The sequence below is a fragment of the Sphingomonas flavalba genome (assembly GCF_004796535.1).
In the GTDB taxonomy this organism is placed as follows: domain Bacteria; phylum Pseudomonadota; class Alphaproteobacteria; order Sphingomonadales; family Sphingomonadaceae; genus Sphingomonas_L; species Sphingomonas_L flavalba.
Genome location: NZ_SPHY01000018.1, coordinates 19,637 through 38,285 on the forward strand (window position 1 = coordinate 19,637; position 18,649 = coordinate 38,285).

Sequence of the window (18,649 nt, forward strand, 5' to 3'; positions counted from 1 at the left end):
CCCGATGACCGACGCCGCCGAACGCGCCCGCCTCGCCGCCGAGGGAATGTACCGGCCTGACATGGAGTCCGATGCCTGCGGCGTCGGCCTGATCGCCGCGACCGACGGCAAACCGTCGCGCCGGGTCGTCGCCTCGGCGATCGACGCGCTGAAGGCGGTCTGGCACCGCGGCGCCGTCGATGCGGACGGCATGACCGGGGACGGCGCCGGCATCCATGTCGACCTGCCGGCCCGTTTCTTCGACGACGCGATCGCCGCTTCGGGCCACACCCCGCTTCCCAACCGGCTGGCGGTCGGCATGATCTTCCTGCCGCGCACCGACCTTGGCGCGCAGGAAACCTGCCGCACCCTGATCGAATCGGAGATCATCGACGCCGGCTACACCATCTACGGCTGGCGGCAAGTGCCGGTCGACGTATCGGTCATCGGCCCCAAGGCGCAGTCGACCCGCCCGAATATCGAGCAGATCATGATCGCCGGTCCGCTTCCGCAAGAGCAGGATGAGGCCGAGTTCGAGAAGAATCTCTATCTCGTCCGCCGGCGGATCGAGAAGCGGGCGATCGCCGCGCAGATCAGCGGCCTCTACCTGTGCTCGCTGTCCTGCCGGTCGATCGTCTACAAGGGCCTGTTCCTCGCCCAGTCGCTGTCCGATTTCTATCCGGACCTGATCGACGAACGGTTCGAGAGCCGGGTCGCGATCTTCCACCAGCGTTATTCGACCAACACCTTCCCGGAATGGTGGCTGGCCCAGCCGTTCCGTACCCTCGCCCATAATGGAGAGATCAACACCATCCGCGGCAACCGCAACTGGATGCGCAGCCACGAGATCAAGATGGCCTCGATCGCGTTCGGCGAGCATAGCGAAGACATCAAGCCGCTGATCCCGGCCGGCGCGTCCGACACCGCCGCGCTCGACGCGGTATTCGAGGCGATCTGCCGTTCCGGCCGCGACGCGCCGACCGCCAAGCTAATGCTGGTGCCGGAAAGCTGGCAGGACGACGGCGACACCCCGGCCAGCCACCGGGCGATGTACACCTATCTCGCCTCGGTCATGGAGCCGTGGGACGGGCCGGCGGCGCTGGCGATGACCGACGGCCGCTGGGCAGTGGCGGGCATGGACCGCAACGCGCTGCGGCCGCTGCGCTATACGCTGACCGGCGACAATCTGCTGATCGTCGGCTCGGAAACCGGCATGGTGGTGGTGCCCGAGGCGACGGTGGTGGCGAAGGGCCGGCTCGGCCCTGGCGAGATGATCGCCGTCGACCTGGAAGAAGGCCGGCTCTACCGCGACCGCGAGGTCAAGAACCGGATCGCCGCCGAACATCCTTACGCCGAAATGAGCGGCGGCTTCATGACCCTCGCCGACCTGCCGGCCTATGACGGCCCGCTCAGCGGCCGCTACGACCGCGCCGAACTGAGCCGCCGCCAGGTCGCCGCCGGCCAGACGCTCGAAGACATGGAAATGATCCTGTCGCCGATGGTCGAGGACGGCAAGGAAGCGATCGGCTCGATGGGCGATGACACGCCGCTCGCGGTGATTTCGGAAAAGCCGCGGCTGATCAGCCAGTTCTTCCGCCAGAATTTCAGCCAGGTGACCAACCCGCCGATCGATTCCTTGCGCGAATCCAACGTGATGAGTCTCAAGACCCGGTTCGGCAATCTCGCCAACATCCTCGACACCGGCGGCCAGCGCGCCGACGTGCTGGTGCTCGACTCCCCGGTGCTCGACAATCGCGGCTGGGCGCGGCTGCAAGCCTATTTCGCCGATCAGTCGGCGACGATCGACTGCACCTTCCCGCGCGACGGCGGGCAGGATGCGCTTCGCGCCGCCATCGCCCAGGTCCGCGCCGAAGCGGAAAAGGCGGTGCGCGAAGGCCGCACCGAACTGTTCCTGACCGACGAACATGTCGGGCCGGACCGGGTGGCGATGCAGATGGTGCTCGCCGCCGCCGCCGTCCATACCCACCTCGTCCGCAAGGGGCTGCGCAGCTACGCGTCGGTCAACGTGCGCTCGGCCGAGTGCCTCGACACCCATTATTTCGCGGTGCTGATCGGGGTCGGCGCGACCACGGTCAACGCCTATCTGGCGGAAGCGGCGATCGCCGATCGCCACGGGCGCGGCCTGTTCGGCGACGTCGCGCTCGATACGTGCATCGCCCGCTACCGCGCCGCGATCGACGGCGGGCTGCTGAAGATCATGGCGAAAATGGGCATCGCCGTCATCTCCAGCTATCGCGGCGGCTATAATTTCGAGGCAGTCGGCCTGTCGCGCGCGCTGGTCAACGATCTGTTTCCCGGTATGCCGGCAAAGATTTCCGGCGAAGGCTATGTCTCGCTCACAGTCAACGCGCTCGACCGGCACGAGGCGGCTTTCGATGACACCGTCGTCACCCTGCCGGTCGGCGGCTTCTACCGGCAGCGCTATATGGGCGAAACCCACGCCTACACCGCGCCGCTGATGCACCTGTTGCAGACCGCCGTCGCCAGCGACAGCTATTCCACCTACCTGCAATTCTCGCGCGGGGTGCGCGACTTGCCGCCAATTTACCTGCGCGACCTGTTCGAGTTCAACTACGCCGAACAGCCGGTGCCGCTCGATCAGGTCGAGGCGATCACCGAGATCCGCAAGCGCTTCGTCACCCCCGGCATGTCGCTCGGCGCGCTCAGCCCGGAGGCGCACGAGACGCTGGCGATCGCGATGAACCGGATCGGCGCCAAGGCGGTGTCGGGCGAAGGCGGCGAGGACCGCGTCCGCTACAAGCCCTATGCCAACGGCGACAATGCCAACTCGGTGGTCAAGCAGGTGGCGAGCGGCCGCTTCGGCGTCACCGCCGAATATCTCGGCGCGGCGGAAGAACTGGAGATCAAGGTCGCGCAGGGCGCCAAGCCCGGCGAGGGCGGCCAGCTCCCCGGCTTCAAGGTCACCGAGTTCATCGCCCGGCTGCGCCATTCGACGCCGGGCGTGACGCTGATCTCACCGCCGCCGCACCACGACATCTATTCGATCGAGGATCTCGCGCAGCTGATCTACGACCTGAAGCAGATCAACCCGCGCGCCCGGGTCTGCGTCAAGCTGGTGTCGTCGGCCGGCATCGGCACCGTCGCCGCCGGCGTTGCCAAGGCCCATGCCGACGTCATCCTCGTCGCCGGCCATGTCGGCGGCACCGGCGCGTCGCCTCAGACCAGCATCAAATATGCCGGGACACCGTGGGAAATGGGGCTGAGCGAGGCCAATCAGGTGCTGACCCTGAACGGCCTGCGCCACCGGGTGAAGCTGCGCACCGACGGCGGGCTGAAAACCGGTCGCGACATCGTCGTCGCCGCCATCCTCGGCGCCGAGGAATTCGGCATCGGCACGCTCAGCCTGGTCGCGATGGGCTGCATCATGGTGCGCCAGTGCCATTCCAACACCTGCCCGGTCGGCGTCTGCACCCAGGACGAGGCGCTGCGCGCCAAGTTCACCGGCACGCCGGAAAAGGTCATCAACCTGATGTCGTTCATCGCCGAGGAGGTGCGCGAGATCCTCGCCCGCCTCGGCGCCCGCTCGCTGGCGGAAATCGTCGGCCGCACCGAATTGCTGCGCCAGGTCAGCCGCGGCGCCGAGCATCTCGACGACCTCGACCTCAACCCGCTGCTTGCCAAGGTCGACGCCCCGGCGGAAATGCGCCGCTTCAACATCCCCACCTTCCGCAACGAAGTGCCCGACAGCCTCGACGCGCAGATGCTCGCCGACGCGAAGGCGGTGTTCGAACGCGGCGAGAAGATGCAGCTGACCTACAATGTCCGCAACGTCCACCGCGCCGTCGGCACCCGCTTCTCGGCGGAGGTGACCGCGCGCTTCGGCATGGCGGCGCTCGCCGACAACCATGTCCAGGTCCGGCTGCGCGGCTCGGCCGGCCAGTCGCTCGGCGCGTTCCTCGCCAAGGGCATCACGCTGGAGGTGTTCGGCGACGCCAACGACTATGTCGGCAAGGGCCTGTCCGGCGGCACGATCATCGTCCGCCCGACCGTGAGTTCGCCGCTGGAAAGCCGGCACAACACGATTATCGGCAACACCGTCCTTTACGGCGCGACGGCGGGCAAGCTGTTCGCCGCCGGCCAGGCCGGGGAACGCTTCGCCGTCCGCAATTCCGGCGCCGACGTCGTCGTCGAGGGCTGCGGCGCCAACGGCTGCGAATATATGACCGGCGGCACTGCCGTCATCCTTGGCGCGGTCGGCCGCAATTTCGGCGCGGGGATGACCGGCGGCATGGCCTTCGTGCTCGACGAGGACGGCGACTTCGCCCGCCGCGCGAACCCGGACAGCATCATCTGGCAGCGCTTCGGCGCGCTGTGGTGGGAGGAACGCGCCCGTGCGCTGATCGCCGAACACGCGGTCGCGACGGAAAGCGCCTGGGCGCATGCGATCCTCGACGACTGGCATCGCTGGCGCGACCGTTTCTGGCAGGTGTGCCCGAAGGAAATGCTAAGCCGCCTCGACCAGCCGCTGAACGACGGCGCCGAGGCGGTGGCGGCCGAATAGCCCCCCTTCCGTTCCGCGCCCTATCCGCCTAATCCCGGGGGCATGTGGCAGCTTTATCAGTTCCCCCTGTGTCCGTTCTCCCGCAAGGTCCGGCTTCTCCTCGGTGAAAAGGGCGTCGGCTACGAGCTGGTGCGCGAATCGCCGTGGGAACGGCGCGATGAATTCCTCGACCTGAACCCGACCGGGCGCACCCCGGTGATGGTGGAGGCCGACAAGGGCATCGTGCTGATCGACAGCAACGCGATTTGCGAATATTTCGAGGAAACCGTCAACAAGGCGCCGATGATCAGCGGCACCGCCGTCAACCGCGCCGAGATTCGCCGGCTGGTCGCCTGGTTCGATGAGCAGTTCCATGCCGATGTCGTCGGCCCGCTGATGCACGAACGCATGCGCAAGCGGCTGATCGACCGGGCCAGCCCGGACGCCGGCGCTCTGCGTCAGGCGATGAAGCTGGCGCTCAATCACCTGGACTATACCGATTATCTGCTCGACCACCGCAACTGGCTCGGCGGCGCCACGATCAGCCTGGTCGACCTGACCGCTGCCGCCCATATCTCCGTCGCCGACTATCTGGGCGGCATCGACTGGCGCGGCCACGACCAGACCAAGCGCTGGTACATGGGCCTGAAATCCCGCCCCAGCTTCCGCCCGCTGCTGTCGGAACGGATGGAGGTCATCAGCCCCCCCGATCACTACGACGCAGTGGATTTCTAGGGCTTTTCCCGTTCGGGGCGTCGGCGTCGGCCCGCTCTCCGTCCGTCATCGCGAGGCGCGCAGCGCTGCGGCGATCCCCGTCCCCGCGCCAGCCGCTACCCTAACGCCGGCCCGGCATGTGTCGCGGTCAGCAGGTAGTTCAGCGAACGGTCGTCGCCCAGCGTGAACCCCCGCGTCGGCGAAAAGCCCAGCCCGGTCACGTCGACCACTTTCAGCGCGGCCGCCGTCAGCAGCGCACTCAATTCCTCCGGCGTCAGGAACCGGTCCCAGTCATGGGTGCCGGGCGGGATACCGCCGACCGTCTCGCCGATGCCGATCAGCGCCAGCCGCGACAGCGCGGTGCGGTTGGGCGTCGACAGGATCAGCAATCCGTCCTTCGCCAGCGCCCCGGCCAGCGCGGTGACATAGGCGGCCGGGTCGGCGACATGCTCGACGACCTCCAGCGACACGATCAGATCGAACGGCTCGTCGCCCAACTGGTCGACGCTGCCTTCGCGGTAGGTGATCGCCAGCCCCTGCCCCGCCGCGTGCGCGCGCGCGGCGGCGACGCTTTCCGGCGCCGGCTCGATCCCGGTGACCACCGCGCCCAGCCGGGCAAGCGGCTCGCACAGCAGCCCGGCGCCGCAGCCGACGTCGACGGCGCGGCGGCCGGTCAGCGGGCGCCGCTCGGCCGGGTCCAGGCCCCAATGCCGGTCGATCGCGCCGCGCAGATAGCGCAGGCGGACCGGGTTCAGCCGATGGAGCATGGCGGAGCTGCCGGCCGGGTTCCACCAGTCCGCCGCCATCGCGCCGAAATGCGCGGCTTCGCGCGGGTCGACGGTGGTTGCGGGGGTGCTTGCGTTCATGATTCCCGATCCCTATCAGGGCCGCGCCCGATTGGCACGGGCTTCCGGGGAAAAAGGGGCAACGGACACCACGATGGCGCGGATCGTAATGAAGTTCGGCGGCACGTCCATGGCCGGGATCGAACGGATCAGGAGCGTCGCGGAACGGGTGAAACGCGAAGTCGACGCCGGCAACCAGGTGATGGTCGTCGTCTCGGCAATGGCGGGGGAGACCGACCGGCTGGTCGGCTTCTGTCGCGAAGCGTCGACGCTGTACGACCCGCGCGAATATGACGTCGTCGTCTCGGCGGGCGAGCAGATCACCAGCGGCCTGCTGGCGATCACCCTGCAGGCGATCGGCGTGCCGGCGCGCAGCTGGCTCGGCTGGCAGTTGCCGATCCAGACTTCCGACAAGCACGGCAAGGCGCAGATCGACGCGATCGACACCGACGCGCTGGCCGCTTCGCTCGACGGCGGCAGCGTCGCGGTTATCCCCGGTTTCCAGGGCGTCGCCGATGGCGCACGGGTCACCACCCTCGGCCGTGGCGGGTCGGATACGTCGGCGGTCGCGGTGGCGGCGGCGATCAAGGCGGAACGCTGCGACATCTACACCGACGTCGACGGCGTCTACACCACCGATCCGCGCATCGTGCCGCGCGCGCGCAAGCTGCAGAAGGTGACTTACGAGGAGATGCTGGAGCTGGCGAGCGTCGGCGCCAAGGTGCTCCAGACCCGTTCGGTCAGCCTGGCGATGAAGGAAAAGGTGCGTGTTCAGGTGCTCTCTTCCTTCGACGACAAGCCCGGAACAATGATCGTCGGCGACGACGAGATCGAGGATACGACCATGGAAAGCCATCTGATCACCGGCATCGCCTATGCGAAGAACGAGGCGAAGATCACCCTGACCCAGGTGCCGGACCGGCCGGGCGCGGTCGCGTCGATCTTCGCGCCGCTCGCCGACGCGGCGATCAACGTCGACATGATCATCCAGAACATCGCCCATTCGACCGGGTCGACCGACGTCACCTTCACCGTGCCGAGCGCCGATCTCGCCCGCTCGCTCGACGTGCTGGAAAAGGCGCAGGAAGCGATCGGCTACAAGGATCTGGTCCACGACACCAAGGTCGCGAAGATCTCGATCGTCGGCGTCGGCATGCGGACCAACGCCGGCGTCGCCTCGACGATGTTCAAGGTGCTGGGCGAACGCGGCATCAACATCCAGGCGATCGCCACGTCGGAGATCAAGGTCTCGGTGCTGATCGAGGAAGACTATACCGAACTGGCGGTCCGCGTGCTGCATACCGCCTACGGCCTCGACGCCGAGGAGGAAACCGTTTGAGCGCGCCCCACCCGGCGCTCAACCGCCTGATGGCGCGGGGCGCCGCCTTCCTGGGGTGCGAGGTGGCGATCCTCGGCGGCGCGATGTCGTGGGTGTCGGAACGCCATCTGGTTGCCGCCATCTCCAACGCCGGCGGCTTCGGGCTGATCGCCTGCGGGGCGATGACGCCCGACCTGCTCGACGCGGAGATCGCCGGGACGAAGGCGCTGACCGACCGCCCGTTCGGCGTCAACCTGATCACCATGCACCCCGATCTGTTCGAACTGATTGCGGTGTGCGCCAGGCACGGTGTCGGCCATGTCGTGCTTGCCGGCGGCCTGCCCCCGCGCGGCAGTCTGGAGGCGATCCGCGAATCGGGCGCGAAGGTGGTCTGCTTCGCCCCGGCGCTGGCGATGGCGAAGAAGCTGATCCGTTCCGGCGTCGACGCGCTGGTCATCGAGGGGATGGAGGCCGGCGGCCATATCGGCCCGGTCGCGACCAGCGTGCTGGCGCAGGAGATCCTGCCGGAAGTGGCGAACGACGTGCCGGTGTTCGTCGCCGGCGGCATCGGCCGGGGCGAGGCGATCGCCGCCTATCTCGAAATGGGCGCCGCCGGCGTCCAGCTCGGCAGCCGCTTCGTCTGCGCGACGGAAAGCATCGCCCACCCCAATTTCAAGCGCGCCTTCATCCGCGCTTCCGCTCGCGACGCCGTCACCAGCGTGCAGATCGACCCGCGCCTGCCGGTCATCCCGGTGCGCGCGCTGAAGAACGCCTCGACCGAACTGTTCACCGCCAAGCAGCGCGAGGTCGCCCAGTTGCTCGACGAGGGCAAGGTCGAGATGGCCGAGGCGCAGCTCCAGATCGAACGCTACTGGGCGGGCGCGCTGCGGCGCGCGGTGATCGACGGTGACGTCGAGCATGGCTCGGTGATGGCCGGCCAGTCGGTCGGCATGGTCAAGGCGGAGGAGCCGGTGGCGACGATCATCGCCACGCTGGCGGCCGAAGCGGAAGCGGCCCTCGCCCACCGCCACGCCTGCTGAACGGTGCACCGCCCGGCATGTTTCAGGCCTGGCACACGTCGGAAAATTTTACGTTAACCCTGTCCCGTTAGCGGACAGTGCTATGTTAAATACGGAATTTACGGCGTTAGCGTAATCTGGCAAGAAGCTTGCGTTGCAACCGGAAGCGATGTCGCCCGTCGGGCGATCTGGGGAGTAAGAGGTTATGGTAAGTGTTCGGACGATCGGTGCGTTGACCGCGGCGGCTACGATGATGGCTGCGACGCCGGCGATGGCCGAAACCGTGGTTTTCAACTTCCTGACCGCCGGTCAGGGCGGGGGCAAGTATAGCGCGACGGTGGGGGACACGACCGTCAACGTCCGGGTCAGCGCCTGGACCGCGGCGCTCACCGGCAACCACAAGATTTCGTCGGCGTCGCTGCAGAAGTACGATAAGGGCTTCGGCATCATCACCAGCACCGACAATGGCGGCCGTGACAATCTCCACACCATCGACAACAACAAGAGCGCGGATTTCATCCTGCTCCAGTTCGACCAGGCGGTGCGCCTCGACACCGGCGTGCTGAACGCGTTCTCGGTGCTCGGCGGCCCGGCGGACAACGACGCCTATGTCGGCTTCGCCAACACCGACAAGGCGTGGAACCAGAATTACAATCTGAGCGGCTTCAGCTACGACGCCCTGTTCGACGGTTACAGCGTCAAGGGCACCGGCTCCAGCGCGCCGATGGCGCTGAACCCGACCGGCGAGTTCGCCAATCTGTGGGTTGTCGGCGCCGATTTCTTCGGCATCGACTCCATCACCTACAAGGACGGCCGCAAGACCAAGACCAAGGATGTCTACGACGGCTTCAAGCTCAGTTCACTGGTCGTCACCACCCAGACGGCGGTGCCGGAACCGGCAACCTGGGCGATGATGATCGCCGGCTTCGGTCTGGTGGGCGCGGGTCTGCGCCGGCGTTCGCGCAGCCGGGTCGCGGTGGCCTGATCCAGACACCATTGCCGGCATGAGAAAGCCCGCCTGGAGATCCCTCCAGGCGGGCTTTCTCGCATGGGTCGCCAAGACCGAAGCTGCTGCGAGATCGACCGCTTTTGCCGCCGGGAAATCGGCTTTCTTATCAAGGTATCAGGAACTTTAACCTTCGACTGCGCTCCAATGAATGCGTCCCATGAGGCGCATTTGGGAGAAGCATCATGATTGCTCTAAAAATGGTCACGGGCCTGATCGCGACAGCCGCGCTCGGGATGGCGACACAGGCAATTGCCGAAACGGTCAATATCAACACCGCCCCACCCCTTTTCGGGCCAGTCGTCGGCCCGGTGGGCAACACCGCCATCTTCACTGGCACCGCCAACGGCACCACGATAAGCGCCCTGGCCAGCGCGTGGTCGGCGACGCGCAATGCCGACGGCAGCCTGACATTCGCATCGTCACGGCTGGTTGGCGGTATACTGGGCCTTGGCGTATTGTCGGAGGCGGAGGGCGCGGCCGGCAGTTTCAACGGCTTCGGCCGCATGGACAATGCTGACCAGTTCGATTTCATCCTGTTCCAATTCGACCGCGACGTCACCATTACGTCTGCGGTAATGAATGCGGGCCGGGTGCTGAACGGCCTGCCCGACAACGAAAGTTCGGTCGGCGCGGTCACGTCGGCGGCGCCCTGGAACACCGTGCTCGATCTGTCCGATCCGGCGACATTCGCCGGCCTGTCGATGACCTTCAACGATATCGACGGCCTGATCGACCCAAGCCCCATCGTCCGCACCGACGTGCCGTTCCACCTCCCTGGCATGGCTGGTAACGTCTGGATGATCGGCGCCACCCTCAATAACCAGGATATTGTGACTTTCGGCAACGGTTCGACCGAATCATTCGATGCCTACTATCTGGCCCGATTGACGGTAAATTCCGTCCCCGAACCAGCAAGCTGGGCGATGATGCTTGCCGGTTTCGGTCTGGTCGGTGCCGGGATGCGTCGCCGGGCACCGCGCCGGGTGACCTATGCGGGTTGACCGCACAGCGGTGCGTATCGGGGGCGGGCATAGATGCTCGTCCCCGATTTCCGCTTCGTCGAAGAAGCGAGACGCCGCGCCGTCTGCGTGGTAGCAGCGCCCCATGCCCGTCAGTGCCGCCGCCGCCGCCCGTGAGATTCTGACCCGCCTTCACGACGTGATGGCCGCGCGCAGCAATCCGCAGGCCAAGCTGGCGCAGGTCGTCAACATGATCGGCGAGGCGCTGGATAGCGAAGTCTGCTCGATCTACCTGCTGCGCGACGGGGTGCTCGAACTGTTCGCTACCCGCGGCCTGAAGCAGGAAGCGGTGCACGTCACCAAGCTGGCGTTCGGCGAAGGGCTGGTGGGCTCGATCGCCGACAATGTCGAAACGCTGAACCTGGACGAGGCGGCCGCTCACCCCGATTTCGCCTATCGCCCGGAAACCGGCGAGGATCTCTATCACAGCTTCGCCGGTGTCCCGATCGTCCGCCATCAGGAGGCGGTCGGCGTGCTGTGCGTCCAGCACAGCGACCCGCGCCGCTACGATGAGGTCGAGATAGAGGCGCTGCAAACCGTCGCGATGGTGCTGTCGGAAATGATCGCCAATGCCGGGTTGATCGACGATCACGGCACGGTCAGCGGCCGGGTCAACAGCACCCAGGCGATGCAGCTCACCGGCCAGCGCCTGGTAGACGGCATGGCACGCGGCCACGCCGTCTATCACCAGCCGCGCATCCGCATCGAGCACACCGTGGCGGAGGACATCGAGGCCGAACGCCACCGCGTTTATTCCGCTTTCGACCGGATGCGCGAACAGATCGAGCGGATGGCGAGCCAGGCCGAATTCGGCGTCGGCGGCGAACATGAGGAAGTGCTCGCGACCTACAAGATGTTCGCCTACGACGAAGGCTGGAGCCGGCGGATCAACGAGGCGATCGACAGCGGCCTGACCGCCGAGGCGGCGATCGAGCGGGTCCAGCAGCGCACCCGGATGCGGATGCGGGAGATCGACGATCCGCTGCTCGCCGACCGGATGCACGATCTGGAGGACCTGTCCAACCGGCTGCTGCGCATCGTCTCCGGCCAGCTCGGCACCGCCGCCCAGCTCGGCCTGCGCCAGGACACGATCCTGATCGCCCGCAACCTCGGCCCCGCGGAACTGCTCGAATACGACCGCCGCCGGCTGAAAGGCGTGATCCTGGAGGAAGGATCGCTGACCGCCCATGTCACCATCGTCGCACGGGCGATGGGCGTGCCGGTGCTCGGCCGGGTCCGCAACGTGCGGCGGGTGATCGGCGAAGACGATCTGCTGCTGCTCGATGCCACCAAGAGCACGCTCTACGTCCGCCCGACGCAGACGATGGAGGAAAGCTTCGACAGCAAGCTGATCCTTGGCCAGAAGCGCCGCGCCGCCTTCGCCGCGATGAAGGGCGAGCCCCCGGTCACCCGCGACGGCACCTATGTCACGCTGATGGTCAACGCCGGCCTGCGCGACGATGTCGCTGCGCTCGACCTGACCGGGGCCGAGGGCATCGGCCTGTTCCGCACCGAATTCCAGTTCCTGGTTTCAGCGACGATGCCGCAGCGCGAGCGCCAGCAGCGGCTGTACCGCGATGTGCTCGACGCCGCCGGCGACCGGCCGGTCACCTTCCGCACCGTCGACATCGGCGGCGACAAGGCGCTCCCCTATATGCGCGTCGATTCGGAGGGGCAGGAGGAAAACCCGGCGATGGGCTGGCGGGCGCTGCGCGTCGCGCTGGAACGCGAAGGGCTGATGAAGGCGCAGGCCCGCGCGCTGATCGAGGCGGCGGCCGGGCGAACGCTGAACGTCATGTTCCCGCTCGTCTCCGAACCCTGGGAATTCGACGAGGCGCGCGCGCTGTTCGAGGCGCAGCGCCGCTGGCTGTCCTCGCGCAACCGCAAGCTGCCGGCGGCGATCCGCTACGGCGCGATGCTGGAAGTGCCTGCGCTGGCCGAGACCCTGGACCTGCTGCTGCCCAGGCTCGACTTCCTGTCGGTCGGCACCAACGACCTGACCCAGTTCCTGTTCGCCGCCGATCGCGCCCACCCGAAGCTGGCCGAGCGCTACGACTGGCTCAGCCCGGCGATCCTGCGCTTCCTGAAGCGCGTCGTCGATCAGGCCCGCGACGCCGGGGTGCCGACCACGGTCTGCGGCGAAATGGGTGGCCGCACGCTGGAAGCGATGACACTGATCGGCCTGGGGGTGGAGCGGCTGTCGGTCACCCCGGTCGCGGTTGGTCCGGTCAAGGCGATGATCCGCTCGCTCGAACTGGCGCCGCTGCGCAAGATGGTGGAGGAACTGCTGGTCAGTCCGCCGCGCGACTTGCGCGGGCTGCTGGTCGATTGGGCGGCCGATCAGGGCGTCGAACTGTCCTGACCCGGGGCCACGCCGGGCGCTTGCGCGAATCCCGCAGGATTCCAGCCCGTTTCCCGGTTGACATTGCCGGCCGGGTCGCGTGTCATGCAGGCAACAGGGCGCAGCGTGCTTCCCCGGAAAGAAACATGGCGGAAAATCCGGCAAACGAAGAAGGCCCGCGCGCGGGCACCGTAGGGGCGCGGCTCCGCGCCGGTCGCGAAGCGGCCGGGCTGGACATCGCCGACATCGCCGCGCGCACCCGCATTCCCCAGCGCCATCTCGAGGCGCTGGAGGACGACCGGCTGGATGCGCTGCCGTCGCCGACCTACAGCATCGGCTTCGCCCGCGCCTATGCCCGCGCCGTCGGGCTGGATGAAGTGGCGATCGCCGCCGACGTCCGCAACCAGTTGAACGAGGACAATTACGAACGCTCGCAATATGTCGCGTTCGAGCCGGCCGATCCGGCGCGCGTGCCGCCGCGCCTGCTCGCCTGGACGGCGGCGGTCATCGCGCTGGCGCTGATCATCGGTTATGTGATCTGGCGCACCGAATGGCTGAGCGGCCCGGCGCCGACCGTCTCCACCGCGGTTGCCGAGCCGGCGGCGGATGCCGCCGCCGCGCCGCCCGCCGACGCCCCCGCCGCCGCGTCGGCACCGCTCACCGGCCCGGTGGTGCTGACCGCCACCGATACCGTCTGGCTGCGCGTCACCGACGCCACCGGCAAGCGGCTGTTCGAGAAGGAAATGCAGGCCGGCGAACGCTACGACGTGCCAGCCGACGCCAATGCGCCGGTCATCCGCACCGGCCGGCCGCAGGCGCTGGCGGTGACGATAGGCGGTGTCGCGGTGCCGCCACTCGGTGACGCCGAACAGACGATCGACAATGTCGGGATCAGTGCCGCCGCACTGGCCGCACGCCCGGCGCCAGCCGCCGCCGTGCCGGTGGCAACGCCGGCACCGGCCCCCTCCGTCACTACGCCCCTACCCTGATCCGCCGGCGCGGCACCGGGCGCCCGCGGGAACCGTTTCGCCGCCGGGGTAGCCATCGCCCTTCGACAAGCGCCGGGTGAATTGGCTATGGCGGCACATCTGCTGGTCAATCGCGGAGCCGTTTTGATGCGCCCAAGGCTGCCTTTCCCTGCTTTTCTCCTCGTCCTGCCGCTCGCGGTGACGCTGGCCCTGCCCGCCCCGCTCGCGGCGCAGGCCGACACGCTGGCGCCGCGTATCAACAAGCTGGAAAAGGAGATGCGCGCCGTCCAGCGCAAGGTCTTCCCCAATGGCGGCACGATCCTCGAGCCGGAAATCGCCGCGCCGTCCAGCCCCGCCACCGCGCCCGGCGTGCCGGCGACCTCGCCGCTCGCCGACCTGACGGCGCGGGTCAGCGCACTGGAATCGCAACTGGCGACGATCACCGGGCAGAATGAGGAGAATGGCTACAAGATCCGTCAGTTGCAGGACCAGCTGGCCAAGCTGACCGCCAACGCCGATGCGCGGCTGAAGGCACTGGAAGGTCCGGCCGATCCCGCCCCCGCGACCGCGCCCGACGGCGAACCGGTCGCCCCGCCGCCCGTCCGTCCGACGACCCGTCCCGCCCCGGCGCCGGCCGCCGCGCCCGCCAGCGACAACGCCGCCGTCGCCGCCGTTCAACGCCCCTCTACCGGCAACGAGGCGGAGGACCGCTACATTTACGGCTTCCGCCTGTGGCAGGCGAAGCTCTATCCGGAGGCGGAGGCTGAACTGAAGGCGGTCGCCACCAAATTCCCGCAGCACCGCCGCGCCAGCTACGCCCAGAACCTGCTCGGCCGCGCCTATGCCGATCAGGGCAAGCAGGCGCTCGCCTCGGTCGCCTTCTACGACAATTACCAGAAGATGCCGCGCGGCGAGCGGGCGGCGGAAAGCCTCTATCGCCTCGGCCTGTCGCTGACCGAGCTGAAGAAGCCGGCCGACGCCTGCAAGGCGTTCGATGAGTTCAACGACGTCTACGGCGCCACCGCCGATGCGGCGTTGAAGGCCGACGTCGCGGCCGGGCGCAAGGCGGCGCGGTGCCGCTAACATCGAAAGCGCCCGATCCGGTTCAGGTCGGGCGCTTTCGGGATGCGCTGACCGCGCTCGCCGTCCCCGCCGGCGCGCCGCTCGGCGTCGCGGTATCGGGCGGGCCGGACAGCCTGGCGCTGCTGCTGCTCGCCCATGCCGCGCATGACGGGCCGGTCGCCGCCGCGACGGTCGATCACGGCCTGCGCCCGGCCGCGGAGGCGGAGGCGGAGGCCGTCGCCGCCCTCTGCCGGGCGCTTGCTGTCGACCACGCCATCCTGCGCGTCACCGTCGAACCGGCCGGCACCGGCATACAGGCGGCGGCGCGCACCGCCCGCTATCGCGCGCTGGCCGACTGGTGCGCCGGCGGCGCCATCGCCACCCTCGCCACCGCCCATCATGCGGACGATCAGGCCGAAACCCTGCTGATGCGGCTGAACCGGGGCGCCGGCCTTGCCGGGCTGGCCGGAGTCCGCGCCGAACGTCCGCTGGCGCCGGGCCTGCGCCTTGTCCGCCCGCTGCTCGGCTGGCGCAAGGCGGAACTGGCGGCGCTGGTCGCGGCGCAAGGCATCGTTGCCGCCGACGACCCGTCGAACCATGACGATCGCCACGATCGTACCGCGATGCGCGCGCTGCTCGCCGCCAACCCGCTGCTCGATCCGGTACGGATCGCCGCGTCGGCGCACCATCTCGCCGATTCGGAAAGCGCACTGGCCTGGGCGGCTGCCGACATCCTCGCCCGCCGAATCAGCCGCACCGGCGATGCGGTCACCCTCGACCCCGTTGATCTGCCGGGCGAAATCCTGCGCCGCGCGGTCACCGGAATCCTGTCTGAATTCAATCATGTGCCAGACGGCCCTTCCGTCGCGACGCTGGTCGCCCGGCTGCGCGGCGGCCAGGCGGCGACGCTCGGCGGGGTCAAGGCGACGCCCGGCGCGCGCTGGCATTTCGCCCCGGCACCGCCCCGGCGTGGCGGCTGACCCGCGATGAAACGGCGGAACTGAGCGGAACGCGGCCGTCGGCCATTGTCCATTAACGGCTCTATGCCTACATTCGGCGGGAAACAGCGAGAGCGCGGAATGAACGAGAATAAGGAACCCGACGGCAACCCGTGGATGAAGAGCCTGCTGATCTGGCTCGGCGTCGTCGTGGCGCTCATCCTGTTCGTGTCGATGTTCGACAGCCGGGCGCGGACTACTGCGGCCGACGGCATCGCCTATTCCGAATTCCTGCAGCGGGTCGACGAAGGCTCGGTGAAGGAGGTGGCGATCGCACCCGACATGGTCAGCGGCAAGTTCACCAACGACACCAGCTTCCGCGCGATGGCCCCGGCCGACCCGACGCTGGTCAGCCGCCTGTCGGCCAAGGGCGTGAAATTCTCCGCCCAGCCGAAGGACGAGCCGAGCTTCTGGATGATCCTGCTCTACCAGTCGCTGCCGTTCCTGCTGATCCTCGGCATTGCTTTCTTCGTGCTCCGCCAGATGCAGAAAGGCTCCGGTTCCGGCGCGATGGGCTTCGGCAAGTCGAAGGCCAAGATGCTGACCGAAAAGCACGGCAAGGTGACGTTCGACGACGTCGCCGGCATCGACGAAGCGCGCGAGGAGCTTCAGGAGATCGTCGATTTCCTGAAGGATCCGACCAAGTTCGCCCGCCTCGGCGGCAAGATTCCGAAGGGCGCGCTGCTCGTCGGTTCGCCCGGCACCGGCAAGACCCTGCTCGCCCGCGCGATCGCGGGTGAGGCGAACGTGCCGTTCTTCACCATTTCCGGCTCCGATTTCGTCGAGATGTTCGTCGGCGTCGGCGCCAGCCGCGTCCGCGACATGTTCGAACAGGCGAAGAAGAACGCGCCGTGCATCGTGTTCATCGACGAAATCGACGCGGTCGGCCGCCATCGCGGCGCCGGCCTCGGCAACGGCAATGACGAACGCGAACAGACGCTGAACCAGTTGCTCGTCGAAATGGACGGGTTCGAGGCGAACGAAGGCATCATCATCATCGCCGCGACCAACCGGCCCGACGTTCTCGACCCGGCGCTGCTCCGCCCCGGCCGCTTCGACCGGCAGGTCGTCGTGCCGCGCCCGGACATCGAGGGCCGCGAGAAGATCCTCGCCGTCCACATGAAGAAGCTGCCGCTCGCCCCCGACGTCGACAGCCGGACCATCGCGCGCGGCACCCCCGGCTTCTCCGGCGCTGACCTCGCCAACCTCGCCAACGAGGCGGCACTGCTCGCCGCGCGCAAGGGCAAGCGCCTGGTCGCGATGCAGGAGTTCGAGGAGGCCAAGGACAAGGTCATGATGGGCGCCGAGCGCAAGTCCATGGTCATGACCGAGGACGAGAAGAAGGCGACCGCCTATCATGAGGCCGGCCACGCCCTCGTCTCGCTCCACGTCGACGGCTGCGATCCGCTGCACAAGGTGACGATCATCCCGCGCGGCCGCGCGCTCGGCGTCACCTGGAACCTGCCGGAACGCGACCGCTTCTCGATGTCGATGAAGCAGATGAAGGCACGGCTCGCGCTGTGCTTCGGCGGCCGCATCGCCGAACAACTGATCTACGGCAAGGACGCGCTGAACACCGGCGCCTCCAACGACATCCAGCAGGCGACGGACATGGCCCGTTCCATGGTGATGGAATACGGGATGAGCGAGAAGCTCGGCTGGCTGCGCTACCGCGACAACCAGGACGAGGTGTTCCTCGGCCACTCGGTCGCCCGCTCGCAGACGGTGTCGGAGGAAACCGCCCGGTTGATCGACAGCGAGGTCCGTCGCCTGATCGAGGAAGCGGAAGGCACCGCGCGCAAGGTGCTGACCGACAACCTGCACCAGTTGCACCGGCTGGCGGAAGCGCTGCTCGAATATGAGACGCTGAACGGCGAGGAGGCGAAGCGCGCGATCGCCGGCGAGGACCTGGGCCGCAACGAGGGTGACAAGAGCCGCCCGGCCCCGCTGGTCAGCGGCGGCAGTTCGATCCCCAAGACCCGGCGGCCGAAGGGCGGTTTCGGCGACCCCAGCCCGCAAGGCGCTTGACCGGCGGCGCATTGCGCTGACATTTCCGGCGCCATGCACATTTATTGCGACGAGAGCGGCGGCCTGTCCGCCGGGGCGATGACCTTCGCGGCGGTGGCGATCGACCCCGACGCCGCCGACGCGCTGGTCCGGCGGTTCAAGGCGATCGCCGGGCTGGGCGGGGAACTGAAGGGCAGCCGCATTTCGCTGGTCGAACGCGCGCTGGTGCTTGAATTGCTGGAGCGGTTCGGCGGCCGCGCCGTCGTTACCGACATCCGCCGCCCGGCGATGCCCGACGGCATTCTCGACGTCCAGCTCTACAGCGCGCTGCTCGAATCCTCCGTCACCCGGCTGTTGCCGGAAAGCGGCGGCTGCGCGCAGGTGGTGATCGACGACGGCCGCTACGCCCCGGCGACGCTGGCGCTCGTCCGCGCCGACATCGCCGCGCTGATCGGCCCATGCGGCCGCGCCCGCCTCGCCGACAGCAAGCGCTCCTCCGGCGTCCAGATCGCCGACGTCATCTCCAATTGCGCGTTCAACCTGGCGATCGGGTCGGTACGCGCCCGGCGGATCGACACGATCCTGACGCCGTTCGTGGCGGAAGGCCGCATCCGCATCGCCCCACTGCCCGCCGACGCGCTCGCCGCGCCGATGGAGGCGGCGCCGCCGGCACGGGCGCTGGCCGCCGGCTGACCGGTTTCAAATCGCCGCCGGCGTGATATGGCCCGCGCGATGAGCAACCCCGCCGCCACTGTTACCGAAACCGTCGCCGCGATGGGCCGCCGCGCCCGCGCCGCCGCCGCCGTGCTGGCGCGGACCGATCCGGCGCTGACGGCGGCGGCGCTGAC

13 protein-coding genes are annotated in these 18,649 nt (G+C 68.1%); 12 read left to right on the top strand and 1 reads right to left on the bottom strand.

The window, feature by feature from the left end; all coding sequences use genetic code 11:
• The first annotated feature begins 4 nt into the window (after positions 1–4).
• Positions 5–4,522 carry a glutamate synthase large subunit gene (gltB, locus tag E4A53_RS13305; RefSeq protein ID WP_136163599.1) on the top strand — a complete coding sequence of 1,506 codons (4,518 nt, stop codon included), beginning with the start codon at positions 5–7 and terminating at the stop codon, positions 4,520–4,522.
• A 42-nt stretch (positions 4,523–4,564) separates the two neighbouring features.
• Positions 4,565–5,236 carry a glutathione S-transferase family protein gene (locus E4A53_RS13310; RefSeq protein WP_136163600.1) on the top strand — a complete coding sequence of 224 codons (672 nt, stop codon included), beginning with the start codon at positions 4,565–4,567 and terminating at the stop codon, positions 5,234–5,236.
• 95 nt (positions 5,237–5,331) lie between these two features.
• Here E4A53_RS13310 and ubiG read toward each other — a convergent pair whose 3' ends face one another.
• Entirely contained in the window at positions 5,332–6,081 is a 750-nt protein-coding gene (gene ubiG / locus E4A53_RS13315) for a bifunctional 2-polyprenyl-6-hydroxyphenol methylase/3-demethylubiquinol 3-O-methyltransferase UbiG (RefSeq protein ID WP_136163601.1), read from the bottom strand.
• A 73-nt stretch (positions 6,082–6,154) separates the two neighbouring features.
• On the opposite strand from ubiG, the gene E4A53_RS13320 reads away from it, so the two are divergent.
• The 10 genes from E4A53_RS13320 to E4A53_RS13365 all read left to right on the top strand — a co-directional run bounded on the left by E4A53_RS13320 (position 6,155) and on the right by E4A53_RS13365 (position 18,494).
• On the top strand, positions 6,155–7,399 hold the full coding sequence (locus E4A53_RS13320) for an aspartate kinase (protein ID WP_136163602.1): 1,245 nt from the start codon (positions 6,155–6,157) through the stop codon (positions 7,397–7,399).
• 29 nt (positions 7,400–7,428) lie between these two features.
• A complete protein-coding gene (locus E4A53_RS13325; RefSeq protein WP_136163610.1) occupies positions 7,429–8,418 on the top strand; it encodes an NAD(P)H-dependent flavin oxidoreductase in 990 nt (329 codons plus the stop codon).
• Positions 8,419–8,647: 229 nt separating this feature from the next.
• Positions 8,648–9,382 carry a PEPxxWA-CTERM sorting domain-containing protein gene (locus E4A53_RS14950; protein WP_239018305.1) on the top strand — a complete coding sequence of 245 codons (735 nt, stop codon included), beginning with the start codon at positions 8,648–8,650 and terminating at the stop codon, positions 9,380–9,382.
• 206 nt (positions 9,383–9,588) lie between these two features.
• The gene (locus E4A53_RS14955) at positions 9,589–10,407 is read left to right on the top strand and encodes a PEPxxWA-CTERM sorting domain-containing protein (RefSeq protein WP_239018306.1); all 819 of its coding nucleotides are present in this window, start codon (positions 9,589–9,591) and stop codon (positions 10,405–10,407) included.
• Positions 10,408–10,510: 103 nt separating this feature from the next.
• Entirely contained in the window at positions 10,511–12,787 is a 2,277-nt protein-coding gene (gene ptsP / locus E4A53_RS13340) for a phosphoenolpyruvate--protein phosphotransferase (RefSeq protein ID WP_136163603.1), read from the top strand.
• Positions 12,788–12,912: 125 nt separating this feature from the next.
• A complete protein-coding gene (locus tag E4A53_RS13345; protein ID WP_136163604.1) occupies positions 12,913–13,755 on the top strand; it encodes a helix-turn-helix domain-containing protein in 843 nt (280 codons plus the stop codon).
• Positions 13,756–13,881: 126 nt separating this feature from the next.
• Entirely contained in the window at positions 13,882–14,817 is a 936-nt protein-coding gene (locus E4A53_RS13350; protein ID WP_136163605.1) for a YbgF trimerization domain-containing protein, read from the top strand.
• Positions 14,808–15,776: a tRNA lysidine(34) synthetase TilS gene (gene tilS / locus E4A53_RS13355; RefSeq protein WP_136163606.1), complete on the top strand. Its 969-nt coding sequence runs from the start codon at positions 14,808–14,810 to the stop codon at positions 15,774–15,776. The genes E4A53_RS13350 and tilS overlap by 10 nt, the downstream gene beginning before the upstream one ends.
• 99 nt (positions 15,777–15,875) lie before the next feature.
• Positions 15,876–17,822 (top strand): ATP-dependent zinc metalloprotease FtsH, encoded by a 1,947-nt coding sequence (gene ftsH, locus E4A53_RS13360; protein ID WP_136163607.1) that lies wholly within the window; start codon positions 15,876–15,878, stop codon positions 17,820–17,822.
• Between the two features lie 33 nt (positions 17,823–17,855).
• On the top strand, positions 17,856–18,494 hold the full coding sequence (locus tag E4A53_RS13365) for a DUF3800 domain-containing protein (protein ID WP_168694394.1): 639 nt from the start codon (positions 17,856–17,858) through the stop codon (positions 18,492–18,494).
• The last annotated feature ends 155 nt before the right edge of the window (positions 18,495–18,649 follow it).

Excerpts from the sequence above, each read along its gene's own strand:
- E4A53_RS13325 (WP_136163610.1), top strand. The coding sequence starts at position 7,429 with ATGGCGCGGGGCGCCGCCTTCCTGGGGTGCGAGGTGGCGATCCTCGGC.
- E4A53_RS14950 (WP_239018305.1), top strand. The coding sequence starts at position 8,648 with ATGATGGCTGCGACGCCGGCGATGGCCGAAACCGTGGTTTTCAACTTC.
- E4A53_RS13310 (WP_136163600.1), top strand. The coding sequence starts at position 4,565 with ATGTGGCAGCTTTATCAGTTCCCCCTGTGTCCGTTCTCCCGCAAGGTC.
- ptsP (WP_136163603.1), top strand. The coding sequence starts at position 10,511 with ATGCCCGTCAGTGCCGCCGCCGCCGCCCGTGAGATTCTGACCCGCCTT.
- ftsH (WP_136163607.1), top strand. The coding sequence starts at position 15,876 with ATGAACGAGAATAAGGAACCCGACGGCAACCCGTGGATGAAGAGCCTG.
- gltB (WP_136163599.1), top strand. The coding sequence starts at position 5 with ATGACCGACGCCGCCGAACGCGCCCGCCTCGCCGCCGAGGGAATGTAC.
- E4A53_RS13345 (WP_136163604.1), top strand. The coding sequence starts at position 12,913 with ATGGCGGAAAATCCGGCAAACGAAGAAGGCCCGCGCGCGGGCACCGTA.
- E4A53_RS14955 (WP_239018306.1), top strand. The coding sequence starts at position 9,589 with ATGATTGCTCTAAAAATGGTCACGGGCCTGATCGCGACAGCCGCGCTC.
- ubiG (WP_136163601.1), bottom strand. The coding sequence starts at position 6,081 with ATGAACGCAAGCACCCCCGCAACCACCGTCGACCCGCGCGAAGCCGCG.
- E4A53_RS13320 (WP_136163602.1), top strand. The coding sequence starts at position 6,155 with ATGGCGCGGATCGTAATGAAGTTCGGCGGCACGTCCATGGCCGGGATC.
- E4A53_RS13365 (WP_168694394.1), top strand. The coding sequence starts at position 17,856 with ATGCACATTTATTGCGACGAGAGCGGCGGCCTGTCCGCCGGGGCGATG.
- E4A53_RS13350 (WP_136163605.1), top strand. The coding sequence starts at position 13,882 with ATGCGCCCAAGGCTGCCTTTCCCTGCTTTTCTCCTCGTCCTGCCGCTC.